The organism is Paraburkholderia panacisoli (genome assembly GCF_008369935.1).
Taxonomy (GTDB): domain Bacteria; phylum Pseudomonadota; class Gammaproteobacteria; order Burkholderiales; family Burkholderiaceae; genus Paraburkholderia; species Paraburkholderia panacisoli.
On record NZ_VTUZ01000035.1, the window covers coordinates 48,400 to 68,580 of the forward strand.

22 protein-coding genes are annotated in these 20,181 nt (G+C 62.7%); 8 read left to right on the top strand and 14 right to left on the bottom strand.

What is annotated here, in order from left to right; all coding sequences use genetic code 11:
• Positions 1 to 17 precede the first annotated feature (17 nt).
• The 13 genes from FVF58_RS36265 to FVF58_RS36325 all read right to left on the bottom strand — a co-directional run bounded on the left by FVF58_RS36265 (position 18) and on the right by FVF58_RS36325 (position 10,602).
• Positions 18 to 1,010, bottom strand: a complete 993-nt coding sequence (locus tag FVF58_RS36265) for a LysR family transcriptional regulator (RefSeq protein ID WP_149674529.1) — start codon at positions 1,008 to 1,010, stop codon at positions 18 to 20.
• 260 nt (positions 1,011 to 1,270) lie between these two features.
• Positions 1,271 to 1,975 (bottom strand): maleate cis-trans isomerase family protein, encoded by a 705-nt coding sequence (locus FVF58_RS36270; protein ID WP_149674530.1) that lies wholly within the window; start codon positions 1,973 to 1,975, stop codon positions 1,271 to 1,273.
• Positions 1,976 to 1,996: 21 nt separating this feature from the next.
• Positions 1,997 to 2,698, bottom strand: a complete 702-nt coding sequence (locus FVF58_RS36275) for a hypothetical protein (protein WP_149674531.1) — start codon at positions 2,696 to 2,698, stop codon at positions 1,997 to 1,999.
• 44 nt (positions 2,699 to 2,742) lie between these two features.
• On the bottom strand, positions 2,743 to 3,816 hold the full coding sequence (locus tag FVF58_RS36280) for an asparaginase (protein WP_149674532.1): 1,074 nt from the start codon (positions 3,814 to 3,816) through the stop codon (positions 2,743 to 2,745).
• A 1-nt stretch (position 3,817) separates the two neighbouring features.
• Positions 3,818 to 4,225: a non-heme iron oxygenase ferredoxin subunit gene (locus tag FVF58_RS36285; RefSeq protein WP_149674533.1), complete on the bottom strand. Its 408-nt coding sequence runs from the start codon at positions 4,223 to 4,225 to the stop codon at positions 3,818 to 3,820.
• Positions 4,222 to 5,160, bottom strand: a complete 939-nt coding sequence (locus tag FVF58_RS36290; protein ID WP_149674534.1) for a dihydroorotate dehydrogenase — start codon at positions 5,158 to 5,160, stop codon at positions 4,222 to 4,224. The genes FVF58_RS36285 and FVF58_RS36290 overlap by 4 nt, the downstream gene beginning before the upstream one ends.
• A complete protein-coding gene (locus FVF58_RS36295; RefSeq protein ID WP_149674535.1) occupies positions 5,154 to 6,038 on the bottom strand; it encodes a dihydroorotate dehydrogenase electron transfer subunit in 885 nt (294 codons plus the stop codon). Before FVF58_RS36295 ends, FVF58_RS36290 begins: the two co-directional genes overlap by 7 nt.
• Positions 6,035 to 6,682, bottom strand: a complete 648-nt coding sequence (locus tag FVF58_RS36300; protein WP_149674536.1) for a nuclear transport factor 2 family protein — start codon at positions 6,680 to 6,682, stop codon at positions 6,035 to 6,037. The genes FVF58_RS36295 and FVF58_RS36300 overlap by 4 nt, the downstream gene beginning before the upstream one ends.
• Entirely contained in the window at positions 6,679 to 8,034 is a 1,356-nt protein-coding gene (locus FVF58_RS36305) for an NAD(P)/FAD-dependent oxidoreductase (protein WP_149674537.1), read from the bottom strand. Before FVF58_RS36305 ends, FVF58_RS36300 begins: the two co-directional genes overlap by 4 nt.
• An 8-nt stretch (positions 8,035 to 8,042) precedes the next feature.
• Positions 8,043 to 8,393: a cupin domain-containing protein gene (locus tag FVF58_RS36310; protein WP_149674538.1), complete on the bottom strand. Its 351-nt coding sequence runs from the start codon at positions 8,391 to 8,393 to the stop codon at positions 8,043 to 8,045.
• Between the two features lie 12 nt (positions 8,394 to 8,405).
• Positions 8,406 to 8,810, bottom strand: a complete 405-nt coding sequence (locus tag FVF58_RS36315; protein ID WP_149674539.1) for a cupin domain-containing protein — start codon at positions 8,808 to 8,810, stop codon at positions 8,406 to 8,408.
• A 54-nt stretch (positions 8,811 to 8,864) separates the two neighbouring features.
• A complete protein-coding gene (locus FVF58_RS36320; RefSeq protein WP_149674540.1) occupies positions 8,865 to 9,272 on the bottom strand; it encodes a hypothetical protein in 408 nt (135 codons plus the stop codon).
• A gap of 13 nt (positions 9,273 to 9,285) precedes the next feature.
• A complete protein-coding gene (locus FVF58_RS36325) occupies positions 9,286 to 10,602 on the bottom strand; it encodes an aromatic ring-hydroxylating oxygenase subunit alpha (protein ID WP_149674541.1) in 1,317 nt (438 codons plus the stop codon).
• Positions 10,603 to 10,737: 135 nt separating this feature from the next.
• On the opposite strand from FVF58_RS36325, the gene FVF58_RS36330 reads away from it, so the two are divergent.
• The 4 genes from FVF58_RS36330 (at position 10,738) to FVF58_RS36345 (ending at position 14,803) form a co-directional block, all read left to right on the top strand.
• On the top strand, positions 10,738 to 11,355 hold the full coding sequence (locus FVF58_RS36330; protein ID WP_188131031.1) for a TetR/AcrR family transcriptional regulator: 618 nt from the start codon (positions 10,738 to 10,740) through the stop codon (positions 11,353 to 11,355).
• A gap of 48 nt (positions 11,356 to 11,403) precedes the next feature.
• A complete protein-coding gene (locus FVF58_RS36335; protein WP_149674543.1) occupies positions 11,404 to 11,994 on the top strand; it encodes a TetR/AcrR family transcriptional regulator in 591 nt (196 codons plus the stop codon).
• A 250-nt stretch (positions 11,995 to 12,244) separates the two neighbouring features.
• On the top strand, positions 12,245 to 13,552 hold the full coding sequence (locus FVF58_RS36340; protein WP_149674544.1) for an MFS transporter: 1,308 nt from the start codon (positions 12,245 to 12,247) through the stop codon (positions 13,550 to 13,552).
• Positions 13,553 to 13,720: 168 nt separating this feature from the next.
• Positions 13,721 to 14,803, top strand: coding sequence for a porin (locus tag FVF58_RS36345; RefSeq protein ID WP_188131032.1), 1,083 nt, complete (start codon positions 13,721 to 13,723; stop codon positions 14,801 to 14,803).
• A 329-nt stretch (positions 14,804 to 15,132) separates the two neighbouring features.
• On the opposite strand, the gene FVF58_RS36350 is transcribed toward FVF58_RS36345, so the two are convergent.
• Complete coding sequence (locus tag FVF58_RS36350) at positions 15,133 to 15,564, bottom strand: Lrp/AsnC family transcriptional regulator (protein ID WP_149674546.1); 432 nt, start codon at positions 15,562 to 15,564, stop codon at positions 15,133 to 15,135.
• Between the two features lie 194 nt (positions 15,565 to 15,758).
• On the opposite strand from FVF58_RS36350, the gene FVF58_RS36355 reads away from it, so the two are divergent.
• The 4 genes from FVF58_RS36355 to FVF58_RS36370 all read left to right on the top strand — a co-directional run bounded on the left by FVF58_RS36355 (position 15,759) and on the right by FVF58_RS36370 (position 20,175).
• Entirely contained in the window at positions 15,759 to 16,835 is a 1,077-nt protein-coding gene (locus FVF58_RS36355; RefSeq protein WP_149674547.1) for an ornithine cyclodeaminase, read from the top strand.
• 58 nt (positions 16,836 to 16,893) lie between these two features.
• A complete protein-coding gene (gene ctlX, locus FVF58_RS36360; RefSeq protein WP_149674548.1) occupies positions 16,894 to 17,832 on the top strand; it encodes a citrulline utilization hydrolase CtlX in 939 nt (312 codons plus the stop codon).
• Positions 17,833 to 18,219: 387 nt separating this feature from the next.
• Positions 18,220 to 19,131, top strand: coding sequence for a D-alanyl-D-alanine carboxypeptidase family protein (locus FVF58_RS36365; protein WP_149674549.1), 912 nt, complete (start codon positions 18,220 to 18,222; stop codon positions 19,129 to 19,131).
• A gap of 132 nt (positions 19,132 to 19,263) precedes the next feature.
• Positions 19,264 to 20,175: a LysR substrate-binding domain-containing protein gene (locus FVF58_RS36370; protein ID WP_149674550.1), complete on the top strand. Its 912-nt coding sequence runs from the start codon at positions 19,264 to 19,266 to the stop codon at positions 20,173 to 20,175.
• The last annotated feature ends 6 nt before the right edge of the window (positions 20,176 to 20,181 follow it).

The window sequence follows — 20,181 nt, forward strand, 5'->3', positions numbered from 1 at the left end:
CGCGCGGTCACATAGGGTCAGGCTGCGGTTGTACGTACCGTCGACTCATCGGCGCACAGGTCCTGCACGCGCTGATCATGCTGAGCCTGTTCGCTGCCGACGCGCGGCAGCCACGGCTGTTGCAATGTCGACGCGTGGAGAAGCTCGAGAAAACGCGTCGCGCGCAGCGAGCGTCCATGCCGCGAGCTGATCAATGCGACGATGTCCGCGTCCGGTTGCGTCCATGCGTCGAGCAGTGCGACAAGCCGCCCCGCGTGCAGATGTTCGGCGACGTCCCACTCGGAACGCGCAATGATGCCGAGCCCGGCAAGCGCCCAATCTCGCACGGTGCCACCGTCATTGCTGGTCAGCACCGGCTCGATCCTGACGCTCGCCGGCGCGCCCTGGTGTTTCGGCGTGAAACGCCACATCGTCACGTCTTCATCGTTTTCGCGCAGCGCGATGCAGTCGTGCATGCGCAGTTCGTCCGGATGCTGTGGCGCTCCGCGCCGCGCCAGGTAGCGCGGCGCGGCGCACAGGATACGGCGATTAGGTGCAAGGCGCCGGCTGACGAGCGACGAATCGCGCAATTCGCCGATATGCACCATCAGGTCCCACATGTCGTCCGAAAAGCGCGCGGGGCGATCGGACAACATAAGGCTTGCGCTCACTTCAGGATACAGGCTGCGAAATTGAGCAATGGCCGGAGCGACGTAACGTTGCCCGAAACCGAGCGGAGCGATCACGCGCAGATGCCCGGCCACCGTGCCGCGTCGCGACGCGAGTGTATCGGACAGATTGCCGATGTCATCGCAGATCCGGCGCGCGTGTACCGCAAGCAGTTCGCCCTCGTCGGTGAGCACCATGCGCCGGCCTGACCGGTCGATTAACCGCATGCCCAGCCGGTTTTCCAGAAGACGAAGTCGCTGCGTAACCGCGGGCGGTGTGACATCGAGCTTGCGTGCGGCATCCGCCAGCGAGACGGCGCTCGTGAGCGTGATGAAAAAGTGCAGGTCCTCGGTCGAGATCATTGCCTTAAGCGTTGGCGCAGCGATCACGCGATCTTAGTCCGTGGCTTTATTGATCGCCATTACTTTCTCGCGTCTCAATTGAGCGATTCCTGCCTATCTGTCGTGGTCATCGCGCGGTACCAGTGAGCGGCACTACTGGCAGCAGAAAAACAGTATTTCAGAATTCGTGAGGAAGTTCACCTCGGTCGCTCCCACTCGCGGCCGCCTGTTCGCCGGAATGCGAGTGGCTGGCATACCATCCGGCCGCGTACGTGTCCGATTCATCGCCCCAGCAACACCCCATACCCACCGGACGACGACATAACCCCCAGCTTCTTCAAGCAATACCACAACAAAGCCGAATTGCTGGCGATCACGGGGCGGCCGATCCCGTCTTCGATTGACTGGATGACACTGCTGACCCGAATCCCCGCGCAACTGATCAGCAGCGCGTCGAATTCGCGCGGCAAGCTTGTGGCGATTTGCAACCACACCTCCGGTGACAACGTACCCTGCTCGTATGGCGTCGCGCAGGCACGGCTCGATTCGGCGACGACCTCGAAGCCGCGCTCGGCAAGAAAAGTCTTCTCTTTCGCAACGACGTGCGGTCCATACGCGGTCACTAGCCCCAGTTTCCGTGCGCCGACGGCGTCGCACGCGGCGAGCACGGCCTCGATCGTCGTGACGGCCGCGATGTTCGTCGCGGCCTCGACCCGTGCATTGATCGCTTCCGGACCATTCACGACTCCGGCCGCCGTGCAATTGGTCGCGATCAAGTCGACCTTCGCGTCGGCAAGCAGTTGGGCGTGCAGTTCGATGTCGTCGATCAGCGTGCGATCGGATTCGATCGACGTGTCGCGAAACGGCAGACGCGTTGTTAAGAACTGTACGCCCTCGGGCGCCATCGCCTGAATTTCGAAGTCGCACAACCCGCCCGACGGATACAGATGTCCGATGCGCGCCAGATGACCGAAGCCGATGCTCATGACCATTCCTCGCCCGTCGAGTCAGTCGAAGACGGCCGTGCGCGCCGCCATCGGATGATGGATGTTGCCGCCCTCGAACGGCGGGAATTGCTCGAAGTCCTGGCGCATTGTGTGACGAACCGGCGAATGCATCGCGTCGGTGATCGCTTGCGCGCTGTCGAACATGAGCTTGTTGCGCTGCATGTAGTGCACCCGCGTCCACGGCATCGCATCGAGCCAGTCGATGCGCGTGAAAACTTCGATCTCGCGCACGCCCGGGAAGTCGAACATGATCTGCGGATGGTGCGTGAGGTAATAGTTGATCCACTCGTCGAAGTCGAGCGCGCGACCCGGATAGTGAACCAGAAACTGACACGGCAGCGCGCCTTGCGGCACGCGCGCTTCGGAATCGGCGACGGGAAACGGCCGGCGCAGCATCGCCTGCTGTTCGACACGACATCCGGCGAGACTGGGAAAATCGGCCGCGGCGAGCGCTTGCAGGTGACCGCCCGCGGCGATCGGCGCTTCCAGATCGAACACCGTGCCGTAATCGAGCTGCATCGCGAAGGTGGGCGACGGGCCGTCCTGCGTGTAGTAGTCTTCGGCCGATTCAGGTGTGTAGAGGCGCGAGCGACACAACGCGGGCGTCGCGTTGACGACCGCGGCGATGCGCTCGAGATCGTCGGCGGCGATGCGCGCAGCCGGATCGGCGTGCACCCACGTCACGAGATATGAAAACTGCATGATTCGAAATGTCTCCTTAGCGGCCCATTCAGGTGTTAACGCGGTCACAACGTCAGCAGGATAGTCTGGATGGATTCGCGCCGCTGCGCCGGATCGCACGTTGCATCGCCGCTCAAGGTCAGCGCGAGCATCAGGGCGATACGCAGCTTTTGCGGCGCGAGATCGCCGCCGGCGATCACGCCGTCGCGCGCGAGAAACGCCTGGGGCGGCACGACGCCGCGCGCGGCGCGGCTCGACTGCACGACGGCCACACCGGCCTCCACAGCCCGGCGATACGCCGCCGCTTCGCCCGCCGCCGGCCGTCCCGGCACGAGCCCCGCGCTGACGAGCCCCGCGCTGCCCGCCGCGACGAGACTGTCGATGGCGGTGCCGTCGGCGCCCGCATACGACATGACGATATCGACGCGCGGCAGCGCGAACGGTGCATCCGCTTCGCGCAGCGCGCGGGCGAACCAGGCTGGCCCGTCCATGCCGCGCCGTGTGGCTGCCCCGCGCCGCCAGGTGACACGCGCATCGGGTTCGATGCGCGCAACCGGCCCGAAGCCCGGTGACTCGAATGCGTTCAGTTCGAAGCTGGCCGCCTTCGTCACGTCGCGCGGCGAGAACAGCCAGCCGTCCATCGCGACGAGCACGCCGTGTTCGGCACTCGCGGCGTCGCGTGCGGCGGCGATCGCCCCTCGCAGGTTTGCGAACACATCGCTGCCCGCGGTGTTGGCCGGCCGCTGCGCTCCTGTGACGATCACCGGCTGCGCGATATCGAGCACGAGTTGCAGGAACCATGCCGTTTCTTCGAGCGTGGCCGTGCCGTGCGTCACGATGAAGCCCGTGATCGACGGATCGTCGAGCGCCGCTCGCCGGATCAGGCGCGCCAGTTCGACCCAATCTGCCGGCTGGATCGCCACGCTGCCCAGGCTACGGAACGTGATGGGCAGTAGTTCGACATCAGGCGCAAGTTCGCCGAGCGTCGCGAGCAACGAATCGATCGGATGCACGACGCCGCTTTCCGAATACTCGATCCAGTCGAATGGTCCGCGCGCATGCATCGCGAACGTCCCGCCCGTGCCGATCACAGCGATCTTCGGCGCGCGCGATGTTCCAGTGGAAGGATAGCCCGTCATTTCAGCGGCTCAGGCGAACGTAAAGATTGCCATTGTCGATGCGCACTTCGTGGCGGCGCGTAGCGCGCACGATCGGCGCCGTCGTGCCCTCGCCTGTGCGCACGTCGACGAGGCCTGCGTGCAGCGGACATTCGATCTCGTGACCGTCGAGAAAGCCCTCGCTCAAAAGCGCGTTGCCGTGTGTGCAGATGTCGTCGAGCGCGTGGATCTCGCCATTGACGTGAAAGAGACCGACCTTCACCGATTCGATCGTCACACCCAGACAATCGTTGCCGTCGAAGCAGCGATCGAGTGCGCCGATGAGATGCCACGCATCGGCGGCGGCTGCCACCGCGCGGGCGGTCGTGACCGCCGCTTCGGGAGCGTGAACCGTGCGAGCGCACACGGAGGCAATAGGAATGACCGTCATAGCACATAGTCCTTCTGAAGATTGATGACGTCGTGACGCTTCATCGCGCCGACCAGATCCACGATGCGCGCAATCCCACGTTGCTCGCAGAACGCGCGTAGCCCGTCGATGACGCGCGGCATTGCATTCGGCGTGACGAAGTTGGCCGTGCCCACCTGCACCGCCGTGCAACCGGCAAGCATGAATTCAATGGCGTCTTCCGCCGTGCTGATGCCGCCGCAGCCAATGACGGGAATCTCCACGGCCTCCGCGCACTGGTAGGCCATGCGCAGCAGAATCGGCTTGGTCGCCGCGCCGGTCAGGCCGCCCATCACATTCGCGACGCGCGGCTTGAACGTCTGCACGTCGATTGCCATCGCGAGGATCGCGTTGCTGCACACGAGCGCGTCGGCGCCGGCGGCTTGCGCGGCGAGCGCGACTTCAACCATGTTGCCCGCATTCGGCGTCATCTTGACCCACACGGGAATGCCGGTGCTGGACTTCATCGCACTCACGACCTGGTACGTGGCGTCGGGGTCCATGCCGAACGCTTTGCCGTTCTTCTTCAGGTTGGGGCACGATACGTTCGCTTCGATTGCCGCGATGCCGCTCTTGCCGATGCGCGCCGCAAGCTCGCCGAATTCGGCCGCCGAATTCGCGGAGATGCTGCCCACGATCGGCGGCGTATAGCGCTGATAGAACGGCACCGTTGTGTTGATGTAATAGTCCGCGCCCTTGCTCGGAATGCCGATCGAGAACAGCGTCGCATCCTTGAACTCGGCGACGCGCGGCGGCGGCACGCCTTCGCGGATGTCGGCGGTGATCGTCTTGGTGACGATCGCGCCGAGGCAATTGAGATCGAACACGCGCGCGTTGCCGTCCGCGAAGGTGCCGGACGCGGGCATGACGGGATTGGCGAGCGTGAGGCCGCCCACCTTGACGCTCAGATCTACCATGATGTCGTTTCCTGTAAATCGAAGACGGGGCCTTCGCAGCACACGCGTCGGAAAGTCAGACGGTCGGAATCCGCCTGCTCGCGGAACGGACGAACGCACGCATAGCACGAGCCGATGCCGCAGCCCATGTGCTGCTCGATCGCGGTCTGTCCGGCCACGTTCCATGCCTTGCCGAGCTTCTGGAGCAGCATGAGAAGACGGTTCGAACCGCACGTGGAGAGGAAGTCGAACGGCGCTTCGGCGTGCAGCGCTTCGAGTTGCGCTTCGAGCCGCGCGGGATCGCTACTGCCGTCTTCATCGGTGACGATGTGAACCGTCGCGCCAGCTTCGCGCAGCCGGTCGGCGGACATCACGAACGCGTGGCTGCGCGCGCTGAGCACCGCGGTGACGCGCGCGCCGAGTGTGATCGCGCGCGCCGCGAGCGGCGCCAGCGTCGCGAGGCCGGCACCGCGCGCCACGAGCAGCACATGGCGTGTGCCTTCCGGTAACTGGAAGCCGCACCCGAGGGGCCCGAGCGCATCGAGCGTATCGCCCGGCTGCATCGTGGCCAGCCCTTGCGTGCCGGTGCCCTGCACTTTGTAGAGAAACTCGACCGTGCGCAGCACCGGATCGGCGCCATAGACGCTCATCGGCCGGCGCAGGAACGATGTGCCGGCGGCGCCCGGCGGGCACGCCAGATGGAAGAACTGGCCCGGCTGCGCGCTCGCGGCACCCGCCGGCGTCGCCACGATCATGTGCCGGTACTCGGCGTTGACTCGCGTGTTCTGCAGTACCTGGCACGCATGTTCTGCGATATCAAGCGCGATCTCGCCACAGCAGCGCGATTCGGCGCTGGTTTCGGTATGGGTCGCGCAAGGCGACGCTACGGTTTCTGTCATGGCTGTTTGTCCTCGGTGCGGGCGACGCGCATGGCGTCGAGATCCGCGAAATTTCGGGCGATCGGCAGCTGTCCGTCGGCCAGGGTCATCATGTGGAGCGCTTCGAACTTCATGTAGCTGATCAGCCAGAGGCCGCTCGCCGCGTCGCGCCGGTAGCGCTCGGTCGTCACCGCGCCGAGCCACACCGCGCCCGCATCGGCGCCCTCGCGCAGCGCCACCTGCATCAGCCGCCAGTTCGCCTGCGCTTCGCCGCGCGCGACGTCCACGCTCAGCGTCTCACTGACGTAGTAGTGCATCGCGAAGCGCCACGGCGACGCGAGAAACCAGCGCTCGATGGCCTCCCGGCCGACGAGGTCGCCGCCGAAGCCATTGCCGGCCGCCCAGACCGCGTCCTCGGTGAAACAGGCGGCCTGCTGGCGCGCAATGTCCTCTAGCGCCCCGGCGTCGAGCTTGCGGTAGTCGTCGGCGTACTTCGCGTCGGCGAGCGCGCCGTAGTGCGCCTTGAGCGCGCGGATCGCTTCGATGGCTTCGAGCCGCGCGACGCGCGCCGCAAGTGCCGCCACCTGCGCGTCGCCGTGCGACGACGCATCGGGCGCGTCGTTGCAGGTGCGCGCGCCAGCCAGTCCCATCGAGATGGCGTTCATGCGGCAAGCTCCTTGAGCGACGTGCGCGTGTCCGCGAGCCGCGCGAGGTCCACGGGCGTCGCGCTTGCGACAAGCTTCTCGAGGAAGCGCCGCTCGCGGCCCGCGTTCACGAGCACGCCCGCTACGATCCGCCCATCGCGCACGCTGAGCGCCGCGCAGGGTCCGGCGCCCGGCTCGCCGCGCAGCACGACCTCGTCGCTTGGATCGGGCTGGCCGACGACCTGGATGTTGTTGCCGAGCTGATCGGTCCACATCCACGGCGTTTCGCGATACGGCTGCGGACGGCCGACGAGCGCCTGCGCGACAGCGAGCGCCTGATTCTCGGCGTTGCGCCAGGTTTCCTGACGCAGACCGCCGCGCTCGTGCGTGCCGCTCAACACATGCGCGACGTCGCCGACCGCGTGGAGCCACGGCGCGCCCGGGCTGCGGCACATCGTGTCGACATCGACGCCCTGGCGTCCGGCAAGCCCGGTGCCCTCAAGAAACGCCGGCGCGCAATCGACGCCAATCGCGATCAGGATCGTGTCGGCCGTGACTTCGAAGGGTTCGAGCGATGGCGCTTGCTCGCCAGCCTTGGCCTTGCAACACACGGCGTAGCGCCCTGGTTTTGCATCGCCAGTGGCTTGATTTGCGGGCTCGACGATCGCCTCGACGGCCACGCCCAGCTCGACGCGCGCGCCGCGAGCGCGATGCTCGCGCAACAGCCACTCGGACACGACGGGCGGCAGGCAGCGCGCGAGCACCCGATCGCTCGCTTCGAGCACCGTCACCGGCACGCCGAGATCGAGCGCAGACGATGCGACTTCCATGCCGATCACGCCTGCGCCGATGATCGCGAGACCGCGGCTTGTACGCAGCGCGCGGCGCAGCGCGAGGCTGTCGTCGATCGTGCGCAGCATGTGCACGCCCGGCAAGTTCGCGCCGCGAATCGCGCCGCCGCGCGGCGCGCCGCCCGTCGCCACGACGAGGCGGTCGAACGCCAGCTCTGCCCCGCCCGCGAGAGTCAGCACGCGCCGCGCGGCGTCGAGCGCGACCGCGCGATCGTGCAAACGCTCGATGCGCGCATCGCGCAAGGCCGACGGCTCCCAGAATGCCGCAGGCGCCAGAGCGAGCGGCGAAGCGTTGAGCGGCGACGGCTCGCTCCACGGCTCCTGCTCGCTCGTCAGCCACTCCTTCGAAAGCGCGGGCCGCTCGTAGGGCGGATGACGCTCGTCGCCGACCAGCGTGATGCGCCCCGCGAAACCGAGCGAGACGAGGTGCTGCACGACGCGCCCGCCGGCATGACCTGCGCCGACCACGACGACATGCTCCGCGCGCTTCACTTCATTCAGTTGCGAAGAATCGTGATTCATGGTTCCACTCACACGTTGGTCCCGGCGCGATACAGCACGCCTTTCGCACGGATGCACGCAAAACGGCGCGGCTCGCGCGGCGGAATCAGGATCGCCTCCCCCGCGACGAGCCGGTAATGTTCGCCAGCCGCCTCGATATCGAACTCGCCTTCGAGGATCGCGACGACTTCCTCACCGCGTGCTCCCTGCGCCTCGTCGCTCACTTCGTGCAGTTCGAAAACGGCGAATTCGGTCGTCAACAGCGCGCCTTGAGCACGCGCCGTCTGACTCGTTGCCTGCGGATCGCGCCATCGCTCACCCGCGTTCACCGTCGTACACTGCGCGATGTCGTCCATCGCGTGTTCACCGCGAGAATCCATTTCCGTTCCTTTTCATCTGTTCGCGAGCGGGTAGTACGGCGCATCGTCCTGCGCGCCATACTCCGCTCGCGGCGGCGACACCACGTTCAGCCGCATGCTCACGCCTTCGGCGCCGTAACGGTTCTTGCCGTAGTGGCGGAGACCGGCGGGAATGATCATCGCATCGCCTTGCGCGAGCATGCGTTCGACGTCAGGCGTATCGGGGCGCACCTCGAAGATCGAGCACGAGCCAAGCACCTGCAGCGACGCTTCCTCGCCGTGATCGTGCGCCTTTGCGGGCAGGTTCCTGCCCTCCTGCTCGACGAACTTGATCACGGCGACGCTCATCGTCTCGCCGATCATCGTCTTCATATAAAGGCCATTTTCGACAACGGTCTGCAGGCCGTGATCGATGCCAAACACGCGGCATTTCGCCATTTCGTGGCTCCTTCAAAAACGGGCCGGACGCGCCGGCCGATCGCGCGTGAGCGCTCAGGGCAGCGGACGCATGACAAAGGACTCGTCGGCGCGAAAGCGCGCGGACTCGTATCCGTCGATGACGGCCGGCTGGTTATAGAACTCGATCGCCGGCGCGATCTCGGCCAGCGAGAGCAACAGGTACATCAACGTCATCGCATCGGCGTGCTCATCGAGCGTCGCGAGCGCATGGCGGTTCAGATGCGCCACGACGTCGTCCACCTGCGGCAAGATCGCGTCGCGAAACGCGAGAATCGCTTCCATGCCGACGGCGTGACGTTGCGCGTTGCGCGCGGTTTCGGTTTCGAGCGCCCATGTCTCGACGAACGGAGCCAGCGACTCGAAGCCAGCGGGCAGAGATCGCGCCACAGGTGCCTTCTTGCCGATGAAGTTGATCGGCCGGGTATGCATTGCGGTACTCATGTTCGATTCCTCGTTAAACCGTCGCGCCCGTCGCGACGCCTTGTGCCAGCATGCGTTCGACGACGTGATAGGCGTGGCGCACCAGCAGTTCGTTATCCTGTAGAACCATCACTTTCTTCGCACCTGTTTCCGCGGCGCGCTGCGTGCGCTCGAGCGTGCTGAAGTCCTCGAGCAGCACGTCACGCAGGGCGACCTTCATGTATTCGAGGAAGAAGCGCCCGCCGGGCGTCGTCATTTCGGGGTAGTACACGCGCGCGTCGACGAGCGTCTGGTTGTGCGAGATCGGACGGAAGTTGTATGCCTGGCAGTAGTTCGGACGCAGCGAAACGTAGAAGTCCGGGAACACGATGTTCATGTCGAACAGCCAGTTCGGGCTCTTCGTCCAGTTCACGCCGGAGGGCAGCGCGTCGAGGGGAAACGCGTGCCTGGCGCTGCCGATGCCCGCGCGCAACGCAGCGGCCGCGATAGGACGCTTCTGTCCTTGCTCCGACAACGCGTTCTTCGCGGCGGCGCCGCCTTCGGTTACAGCCTTCGGATTGCCGTACACGGACTTCTGGTTCCCGGCCAGCGAGAGCCGCCGATGGAACTCGCCACACAGCGCGTCCAGCGGCGGCATGCTTTCGTTCTCGGCCTTGTCGATGGCGTCCGCAATCGAATTGCCATGCACGTAGGCAACGTGATACGCCTCCTGGAATGCGTCGAGCGCGAGCTTCCAGTTGCAGTTCACGACCGTCTGCCAGCCGAATCCTGCAGTGAGCTTGTCGAACGGATAGCCCTCGATGTCGCCAAACATCGGCTTCATGTAATCCGCGAGCGAGATCGACGGAGTCGGGTCCATGTTCACGAATATGAAGCCTTGCCACACCTCGCACGCGACGCGTGCAAGCCCGAACTGCTCGCGATCGAGGCCGAAGAAGCACTTCTCGTCGGGCACGCCAGTCAGGTTGCCGTCGAGGTCGTAGGCCCAGCCGTGGAACTTGCAGAAGAACTTGCGGGTGTTGCCGCACTTGTCGTAGACGATCTCGTTCATGCGGTGCGCACAGACGTTGTGCATTGCGCGGATCTCGCCCTGGCGATTGCGCACCACGATGATCGACGTGTCGCACGCAGCCAGATCCTTGACGAAGTAGTCGCCCGGTTTCGGAATCTCCTCGACCCGGCCGACCTGCAGCCACGTCTTCTTGAAGATGTGCTCTTTCTCGCGCTCGTAGTACTCCGGCGAAATGTACGGCTCGACTGGGATCGGGCCCGAGCCGAGTTCGGGATAACGGCCGGTCAGCGTGCCGGCCGGTGCGGGGACTTCGGGGGGCAGCAAGGTCGTGGACACCATGGCTTCACCTCAAAAACGAATGTCGTTTAATAATGAATGGTATTCTGTTTTGAAAAAATTCGTCCGTCAAGGCTTTTTGTTTGCCTTTTGCAAAACGCGGGACCAGCCCGCACCAACACGAGCCGGAGTGATGCAATGAAGTGCGGGAAACGGGAGCAGATCGCGCAGGCCGCGCTCTCGCTCTTTCAGGAACAAGGCTTCACGGCGACGAAGATGGCGCAGATCGCCTCGGCAGCTGGCATGACCGCCGCCAACCTGTACGTGTACTTCGATTCGAAGCTCGCGATCCTCTATGAGGTGTATCGGCCCTGGCTGCGCTCGCGGCTCGACACGTTGAGCGCGCAGGTGCGTGCGCTCGATGGGCCTGAGCGGCGGCTGCGGCAGTTGCTTGTCGGCCTTTGGCACGACATTCCGGGTGCCGACGCGAATTTCGCCAATGCCCTGATCGACGGGCTCGCGCAACGGCACGCCCGCGCCGGGCCGTCGAGCGCTTTCCTGAACGAAGTGGAAGTCGCGGTCGGCACGCTGCTGCGGGAGTGCGTCGGCACGGAATCCGCCGCGCGCGGCTCATGCCTGGACGACGCGATGCTTTCGCGCCTGATCTGGATGGCGTTCGACGGCTTCGTGATCAACCGGCGGCTCGGCGATGTGCGCGACGTCGAGGCTGTCGCGTCATTGATGGCGCCTCTGATGCTCCGCGAGGCCCCCGGCTACACGCCCATGCCGCCCGCCGGTGAAGGCGTGGCGCCTTGATAGAATGGACCGAACCAGACCACCGCCCTTCCATTAGAGAGCCCTCAAGTGCCGCAAATCAAAAAAGCCGTCAAGCGGGAAGCCATTTTGACGGCCGCGTTCAACGCCTTCAGCGAAAAGGGATATTCAGCAACGACGATGACGGAAATCGCCCGTCTCGCGGGCACCACGGTTGCCAATCTCTACGTCTACTTCGACTCGAAGCTCGTCATCCTTTACGAAATCTACGAGCCGTGGCTGATCGAGCAACTGCATCGGCTGCGAAGCGAGGTGGCGCTGCTGAACGGGCCGCGCAAGAAGATCGAGCGCATCCTGACGGGCATCTGGGGCGACATCCCGGCCGCCGACAACGCCTTCGCGAACTCGCTGATCGACGCGCTGGCAAGCGCGCCTGCGGGGCTCGCGAAACCCAACAATCTGCTGGTGTCGGTCGAGAATTTCCTCACACAACTGCTCAAGGACGCGCTGCCCGCCGAGCGCATCGCCGCGCTCGGCGGCGACCTTTTCGCTCACGTGATCTGGATGGCGTTCGACGGCTTCGTCATCAATCAGCGTATCGGCGACCACCGCGACATTCAGCGCATCACGGCGCTGACGACCACGCTGCTGCTCGGCGAAGCGCCGCGCGAGGCGGCGTGACTTCGGTATGACTTCGACCCAGGACTTTCCCGAAGCCAGCACAAATTTATTTTGAAACCTTTGACGTAACGAAAATGGAATGACATTCTTTATTCGAGCGCAGACAGCAGAGATCGCCTGCGCCGGGCTGGCAAGCCGCGCAGGGCCGGAGGGGCATTCCATCCACGCCTTGGCCACAAGGTCACGCACGAGGACTGGCATCGCGCTTGCCTGATTCTTTCCGGTAGTTCGTTCGAAAAAGTCATCCCCCATGGCCGCCATCTCCCAAAGTCCTCACGGTATCGCCCTCGATCCACCCGCGAGCACGACGCGCCGCGTGCTGGCCCTTTGTTTCCTCACGATCGTGACCGAAGGCTATGACATCGGCGTCATGGGCACGATCGTTCCCTCCATGCTCGCGGACCCGGTCTGGAAATTGACGCCGATCGAGGTTGGCGCCATGAGCAGCGCGGCTTTGTTCGGCACGTTGTTCGGTTCGTATTTCATCAGCGTTCTCACGGACCTGATCGGCCGCAAGCGTCTGCTGATTGCGTGCGTCACGCTGTTCTCGCTGTCGATGCTGGGCGCGGCCGTCGCGCCTACGCCATTCATTTTCAGCGTCATGCGCTTCATTGGCGGACTCGGCCTCGGGGGCGTCATTTCCGCGGCGGCGGCGCTCACGGTCGAATATTCGCCGGCGGCGAAGCGCAACCTCAATTTCGCGATCATGTATTCGGGCTATGCCATCGGCGCGCTGGTATCGGCCGTGATCGGTATCGCGTTTCTCGCAACACACGGGTGGCGCTTCGTCGTCGCCCTGGGCGCGTTGCCGCTGCTTGGTGTCCCGGCGCTGCTCATGATGCTGCCCGAGTCCCTTGCCTACCTCGTTGCAAGCGGCAAGCGACGCGAAGCCGATCGGCTCGCGCAACGGCTCGGCCTCTCGATTGCGTCGCTCGACAGCGTTCCGGGCGAAGCGACCGCCAAGCCTTCGCTGCGCGTCGTATTCGGCGAGGTGTTCTCGCACGGCAACTGGTGGTCGACGCTTTGCCTCTGGGTGGCGCAGGTCGCTGCCGTGCTCGTGATCTATGGGCTCGGGACCTGGCTGCCGCAACTCATGCGCAAGCTTGGCTACGATCTCGGCTCGAGCCTGTCGTTTCTCGCGATCTTCATGCTCTCTTCGGCGATCGGCGGCATCCTGATTGGCCGTGTGGGTGATCGCTTCGGGCCGCGCAAGACAATCGTCGGTGGCTATGTGATCGGCGCGCTCGCCATTTGCGGACTCACCGTGAAGGGTGGCGTCATCACGAACTACGTGCTCGTTGCGCTCGCCGGCCTCGGCAGTATCGGCGTGGCCATGGTGCAGCTCGGTTACATCGCCAGCTTCTACAGGCCGTTCGCACGAGCGAGCGCGACGGGCTGGGCCGTCGGCATCGGTCGCGTTGGCGCGATGGCCGGTCCGATGCTCGGCGCGTGGTTCGCCTCCTCGCATCTCGACGTGCGGATGAATTTCGTCGCATTCGCGGCATCGGGTCTCGTCGCCGCGCTCGCAATCGGTCTGTGCAGGCCGCGTAACGGATGACACGCCGCTAGCCGGTGCGGACCGGCCTGCGGCCTGAGCATTTCCTCTTTCCTCTCCCGATATTTGTCATCGACATGAGATTTCTACGTCATCGTTTCTGATAATGAATAAGGAATGCTTACGTTTTGGCATAAGACTATCAACTCAACACACCAAAGCTTCACCTACATGAAAACGATAAATAAGGGATTCCTTGCTGTTTCGCTGCTCGGATCATGCACCTCAACGGCCTTCGCTCAATCCAGCATGACCCTATACGGCAGTATCGACGAAGGCGTAGGCTACGTGACCAACGTGAAAGGGGGTTCACAAACAGTCATGGGGCCGATCAGCGTGCCGGACCAGTTCGGGTTCAAGGGCTCGGACGATTTGGGCGGAGGTTTGAAAGCCCTATTCCAACTGGAAAACGGATTCTTCTCGAATACCGGGGCATTCGCGGCATCGGGCATTCTTTTCAGTCGCAAGGCGTTTATCGGCTTGACCGACTCCCGTTGGGGAACGCTCACGCTCGGCAGGCAATGGGATTTGACCGACGATGTGCTGCTTCCCAATGCGAACGGCGCGGTCCAGTACAACTATTTCCTCTATCACCCCGCCAATATCGACAACGCTGCGGTGACCACAGTCAACAATTCGGTGAAGTACGCGAGCAATCCATGGCACGGCGTGTCCGCGCGCGTCATGTACGGTTTCACCGATCCATCGACGGGACAAGGCCGCTATGTCGGCGGCGCGTTGCTTTACAAGTCCTCCGCCCTGCAACTGGGCGCAGTGTATAGCGATACGCGGAACAAATCGTACGCGCTGAACACATCGCTCGGCTACGCGAGTTTCCTCGGTCAGGACCTCTCGGGCGGGGTCGCTTTCAGGGCGCGGGATTCGCAGATCTTCGGCGTCGCCGGCACCTACACCCCGAACCGTCAATGGGCGTTCCATGCTATCGTCGATACGGCGAAAATCGCAAGCAATACCGACTCCGCCCATGCAACGACCACGGAACTCGGTATCGACTGGAATGTCACGCCATTCGACACCGTACTGCTCGGCGGATATCGAACGTGGTTCGCGGGCAAGAACTACACGACTGCCGGCTTATCGAATCTCTATCACCTTTCGGTGCGGACCACGCTCTATGCCGAGTTGACCTACCAGCGCGCGGGTGGCGGTGCACACGCGGCGCTCCTCTCTTTGTCGCCGTCGTCCAGCAGCGAACAGATGTCCGTGCGAATCGGAATGCAGCACTTCTTCTGAGCATCCAGGCGGGCGCGCAAAGCCTGGTTTCGATTCACGAAAAAACCGCACGCTTTGCTGCTCCGGATTTCGCTGTTCTGCGGTCCGAAATCACTCGCGCCGGATCATATCGACGGTCCTCAAAGGATCGGGCGATTGTCGCTCCCTGTAGCACGGAGCGGCAGTCCTCCGAACGTCGCCAACTGCTGCGCCCTCGGAATAAACCTCTGCGTTGGCAGAGTCGTTTCCCGACTCATGAAGGCACCGCCATGCCAACCGTTTGATATTGCCCCCGTGATCAATAGATTTGTGTTGGATAAACGCTCGCCTGGCAATCGCGCACTGCTTGCTCAGAGCTTGTGGGTAGAAAGCAGAATGCTTGTTTCCGTATTGGCGATTCCGTCAATCAACCGGATCGCTCCGAGCACGCGGTCGAAATTCTCCAGCGTGTCGGCTCGCAGCTCCGCGATCATGTCCCAACGCCCATTGGTGCTATGAATGGTCGCCACGTTAGGGTGTCCGCGCAGGACCGTCATCACCTCTTTCGCTCGATTACCATCGACGGCGATCGACATCAACGCGCGAATCTGATGCGGCTCTGCCGCCGGTTTTAGTCGCACGGTATAACCGACGATTACCCCGCTTTTCTCGAGCCGGGTTATACGGTTTTGCACCGTTGCGCGTGCGACTCGCAAGTGCTTTGCAAGCGTCACCACGGATGTGCGGGCGTCCTGCCGCAACAGCGCAAGCAACTGCTTGTCGACATCATCGAGATTGATCACCTTCCCCACCGATTTGAATGCGCCGGCGCGGACAAGCCGCCGTCAATTTAGCAAATTGCCACTGATCGCTAGCATTTTGCTATGCAACCCACCAAAAGCGCAAACTTTGCCATCTTTTTGTTGGCTGGAGGCCGATGAATAATTTCTCCAGCGTTTTCGCCATAGCGGCCACCAACAACCTGGGAGATTCGGCAATGACCTGCTTTCTAGACGTACCCGCAACCTATCGACTCGTCGCGGACATCGGCGTCCCGCGCTTCCTGAGGGAGCTCGCCGACACGATTCGCGCCGATTACCTTCGATGGCAGGAGTTCGACAAATCGCCACGCGTTGCCTGTCATTCGAACGTGGGCGTCATCGAGTTGATGCCCGTCGCGGACTCAAACCTGTTCGCCTTCAAGTACGTGAACGGCCATCCGGTCAATGCGCAACGCGGCATCCATACCGTGATGGCTTTTGGCGCGTTGGCGAATGTCGACACGGGCTACCCGGCTTTCTTATCCGAGCTGACCTTGACGACCGCGTTGCGCACCGCCGCAACGTCGGCGATGGTTGCAAAAGTGCTCGCACGGCCCGACTCTCGCACCATGGCTTTGATCGGCAACGGGGCGCAGAGCGAATTCCAGGCGATTGCGTTTCACACCATCCTCGGCATCGACGAGATCCGCGTGTTCGACGTCGATCCTCGCGCGACCGACAAGTTGATTGCCAATCTTGCGGGGTACCCGCAGCTGCGAGTGGTGCGCGCAAGCTCGACGGCTGACGCCGTGCGTGGCGCCGACATCGTCACGACCGTCACTGCTGACAAGGCGTACGCGACGATCATCACGCCCGACATCATCGAGCCGGGCATGCACTTCAACGCGGTCGGAGGCGACTGCCCTGGAAAGACAGAACTGCACGCAGACGTGCTGCGCGCGGCGACCGTATTTGTCGAGTTTGAGCCCCAGACCCGCATCGAAGGGGACATCCAGCAACTGCCGGGCGACTTCCCCGTAATCGAATTCTGGCGTGTGCTTCGGGGCGAAGCGGCCGGCCGGGAACGCGTCGACCAGGTCACGGTGTTCGACTCAGTGGGCTTCGCGCTCGAAGATTATTCCGCGCTCCGCTATCTGCATAGTCTCGCGCAGAGCCGGAAAGTCGGCACACAGGTCGCGTTAATCCCGCCTTCTGTGGACCCCAAAAACCTGTTCGATACGCTGGCAATATCGAACGCGCCCGAGAGTGGCCCTCTTGCGCTCAATAGCGAGGCCATGGCACTGAGTCAATAAGAAGCGTCGTCGAAACTCGAAACGACATACACAACGCACTCGTCATACCGTCACCGACATGAGCACTATTTCGATTCAGGCGCCCAGCGCTGTCATCGTGATCCGGCCGCACTGTTTTCACCCCAATCCCGAAACGGCGGCTGACAACGCCTTTCAGCGGGCCGAGCACGTGCAGGATCATGCGGCGCTGGCCACCGCTGCGCGAAACGAGGTCACGGCGGCGGCGGCAGCTTTGGAGAAAGCCGGAATCCGCACCCACGTTTTTGACGATCACGGAGAACGCCAGACGCCCGACTCCGTGTTCCCGAACAACTGGCTCTCAACTCATGCGGGCGGTCATATCGCGCTCTATCCGATGCATTGCGCGAACCGCCGGCGCGAACGACGTGCCGATGTCGTCGAGATGCTCAAAGCGGAATATCGTGTCCAGGACGTGATTGATTACTCAGGTCTCGAATACGACGGTGTTTTCCTGGAGGGCACTGGCGCCATGGTGCTCGACCACGTCGCTCGCGTTGCCTACACCGCGCGTTCGCGTCGCGCCGACCCCGTTGCCCTGGAGCGCTTCTGTACTCATTTCAACTTCGAGCCCATGTGTTTCGACACGGCTGATCGCTCAGGCAGTGCCATCTACCACACCAACGTCATGATGAGTATCGGCACCGAATTTGCGCTCGTGGGGCTCGACTTGATTTCCAATGCGTCCCGTCGTGAGGAAGTTAAGCGGCGACTGCTCGAAAGTGGAAGGACCGTGATCGCACTCGATCACGAACAGATCGACAGTTTTGCCGGCAACGCACTCGAACTCACCGGAAGTAACGGCCGTGTGCTTGCATTGTCCGAGCGCGCAGCTGAAAGTCTGAGACCACAACAACGCGCACAGATTGAACGATCCGCGCGCCTGCTGCCACTTCGGGTACCCACCATTGAAATGGCTGGCGGTTCCGTGCGCTGCATGCTCGCCGGCATCCATCTCGCGCGACGCCAACGCGTGTAATCGATCCTCCTTAAATACAGCGTTTCACCTACAACATCCGATGACCGGAGAGAGACAAATGCGATATTCATTCAACAGACGGGCCCACTTCACGATCTCCGCCGTACTTCGCGTCACGTCACCCTGCATCGCACTGGCGGCCCCGGACAACATCGTCGTGAAGATTGGGCACAGTAACCAAAGGGGAACAGTTGCGACATTGGAATAGTGCTATGCGGAATCAGCATGACATAGGTGCGGGACCCCGTCTATGATGCTCCGCTTTTCAGACGCAGATGGCACCGTCGTTTCGTTATGGCACGAGACATCGCCTGCTGAAACGTCGCCTTGACCCGAGGTTTAGACTTGAAGCCCCGAACCCCCACTTCGCTATTTCGACACATCCTGATGACAGCAGGAATCGCTTCATGCCTGAGTTCTTTAGCATCAGGAGCCACCACCGCACAGCCGCCACCAGCCGTCCAGGCCGTGTCCTGGATGGTGGTGGACGGCGAATCCGGTCAGACACTCGCGGAGCGAAACGCGGACGCGGAGCGTCAGCCTGCATCGCTCACCAAGCTCATGACCGCATACATCGTGCTTGGCGCCCTGAAGCGTGGAACTTTACGCTGGGATGAGAAAGTTCAGGTCGACGCCGCGGATATCCGTTACGTCGGCAACGATGAAGCGAAGATGTTCCTGGTCCCGGGACAGCGGGTGTCCGTCAAACAGCTTGTCCAAGGTCTGATTGCTGCCTCCGCCAACGATGCCGCACTTGTCCTGGCCGCGCGTGTCGGCGGGTCGCTTGCGGGATTCGAGCAGCTCATGAACGACACGGCACAGCAACTCGGCATGAAACATACCCATTACTCGACACCATCAGGGATTACCACGCCGGGCAATTATTCAACCGCTCGCGACTTGTCCACTTTGGCGTTGCGGCTCACTGCAGATTTCCCCGATTACTACGCATTCTCGTCGGAGCAACATTTCGCGTTCGGCAAGTTTGAGAAGCGGAACAAGAACTGGCTGCTGGGTAAGGACCCTTCAGTCGACGGGATGAAGACGGGGCACACCCAAGTAGCGGGTTATTGCATCGTCGCAACTGCAAAAAGAAGCCAGCCCTCGCCGCCGATGACAAGACGCGTTTTTGCTGTGCTGCTGGGTGCGCCAACGGCTAGTGCCCGGATAACGGGTGCCAGTAACCTGCTGAACTACGCATTCTCAGCCTACAAGGACTATCTGAATTCCGACAGCACTGGAGGTCACGTCGTCACCCGCATGTCCGGGCCGAAGATCGGAAGAGCGGATGGGACCTAAAGCGTAGGTGGTTGGAGCGCGCTGGTCTTTCCCGGCTCGATGACAACCGCTTCCTCCTGCATTGCCGAAGAAGCGGTCCGGCGTAGAATCTCTCGGTCTCGCAGGCGCTACCGCCTCGTCACAGGACCAGCTATGGAAATCAAGTGGATTGAAGACTTCATCGCGCTTGCCCGATATCAAAGCTTTTCACGGGCGGCGGAATTTCGGAATGTGACGCAGTCAGGGTTTAGCCGGCGGATCCAGTCACTTGAGCAGTGGGTGGGCGCTGACCTCATCGACCGGAGCAGCTTTCCCCCGACGCTGACGCCTGCAGGGCGTTTGTTCCAGGAAGCGGCCGAAGACATTCTCGAAAAGCTCTTCGATACGCGGGCCATCATCCGCACCGAGCAACGAATGGCCGGCAAAGGCCTGCAGATTGCGGCCGGCCACACAATCGCGCTGAGCTTTCTGCCTGCATGGTTGAAGACGCTCACCGCGCATTTTGGCGAGGTACGCGCTCGGGTCATTCCGGCGAACGTACACGATTCGATTCTGATGCTCGTCAACGGTAATTGCGAACTGATGTTTGCGTATCACCATCCGGAGCTGCCGCTGCATCTGGACCCGGCGCGATACCAGCATCTGACCGTAGGCGTCGACACGTTCATGCCGGTGTGCCGCCCCAATGAACGCTCAGCCCCGGCGTTCCGGTTGCCGGGAACGGCGAACCGTCCACTCCCGTTCATTTCCTATACGGAAACCAGCTATTTCGGCCGCTGCCTTGCGCTACTTCTTGGGCAAGCAACTGCTGCCCCGGCGCTGCAGCTTCATTACGAATCGGACATGGCAGAAGTGCTGAAGAAACTTGTGATGGAAGGTGAAGGGGTCGCGTGGCTACCCAAAAGTTCCATCATCGCCGAACTCGAGTCAGGCGAACTGGTGCCTGCCGGGCGCTCCGAATGGCATCTGGAGCTCGAACTGCGCGTGTACCGCGATGCCTCGAATCGCAGCGAGTTTCTGGAGAAGCTCTGGGGACACATTCGGGCAGCCTCGCAGCCCTCCTGATAGGGT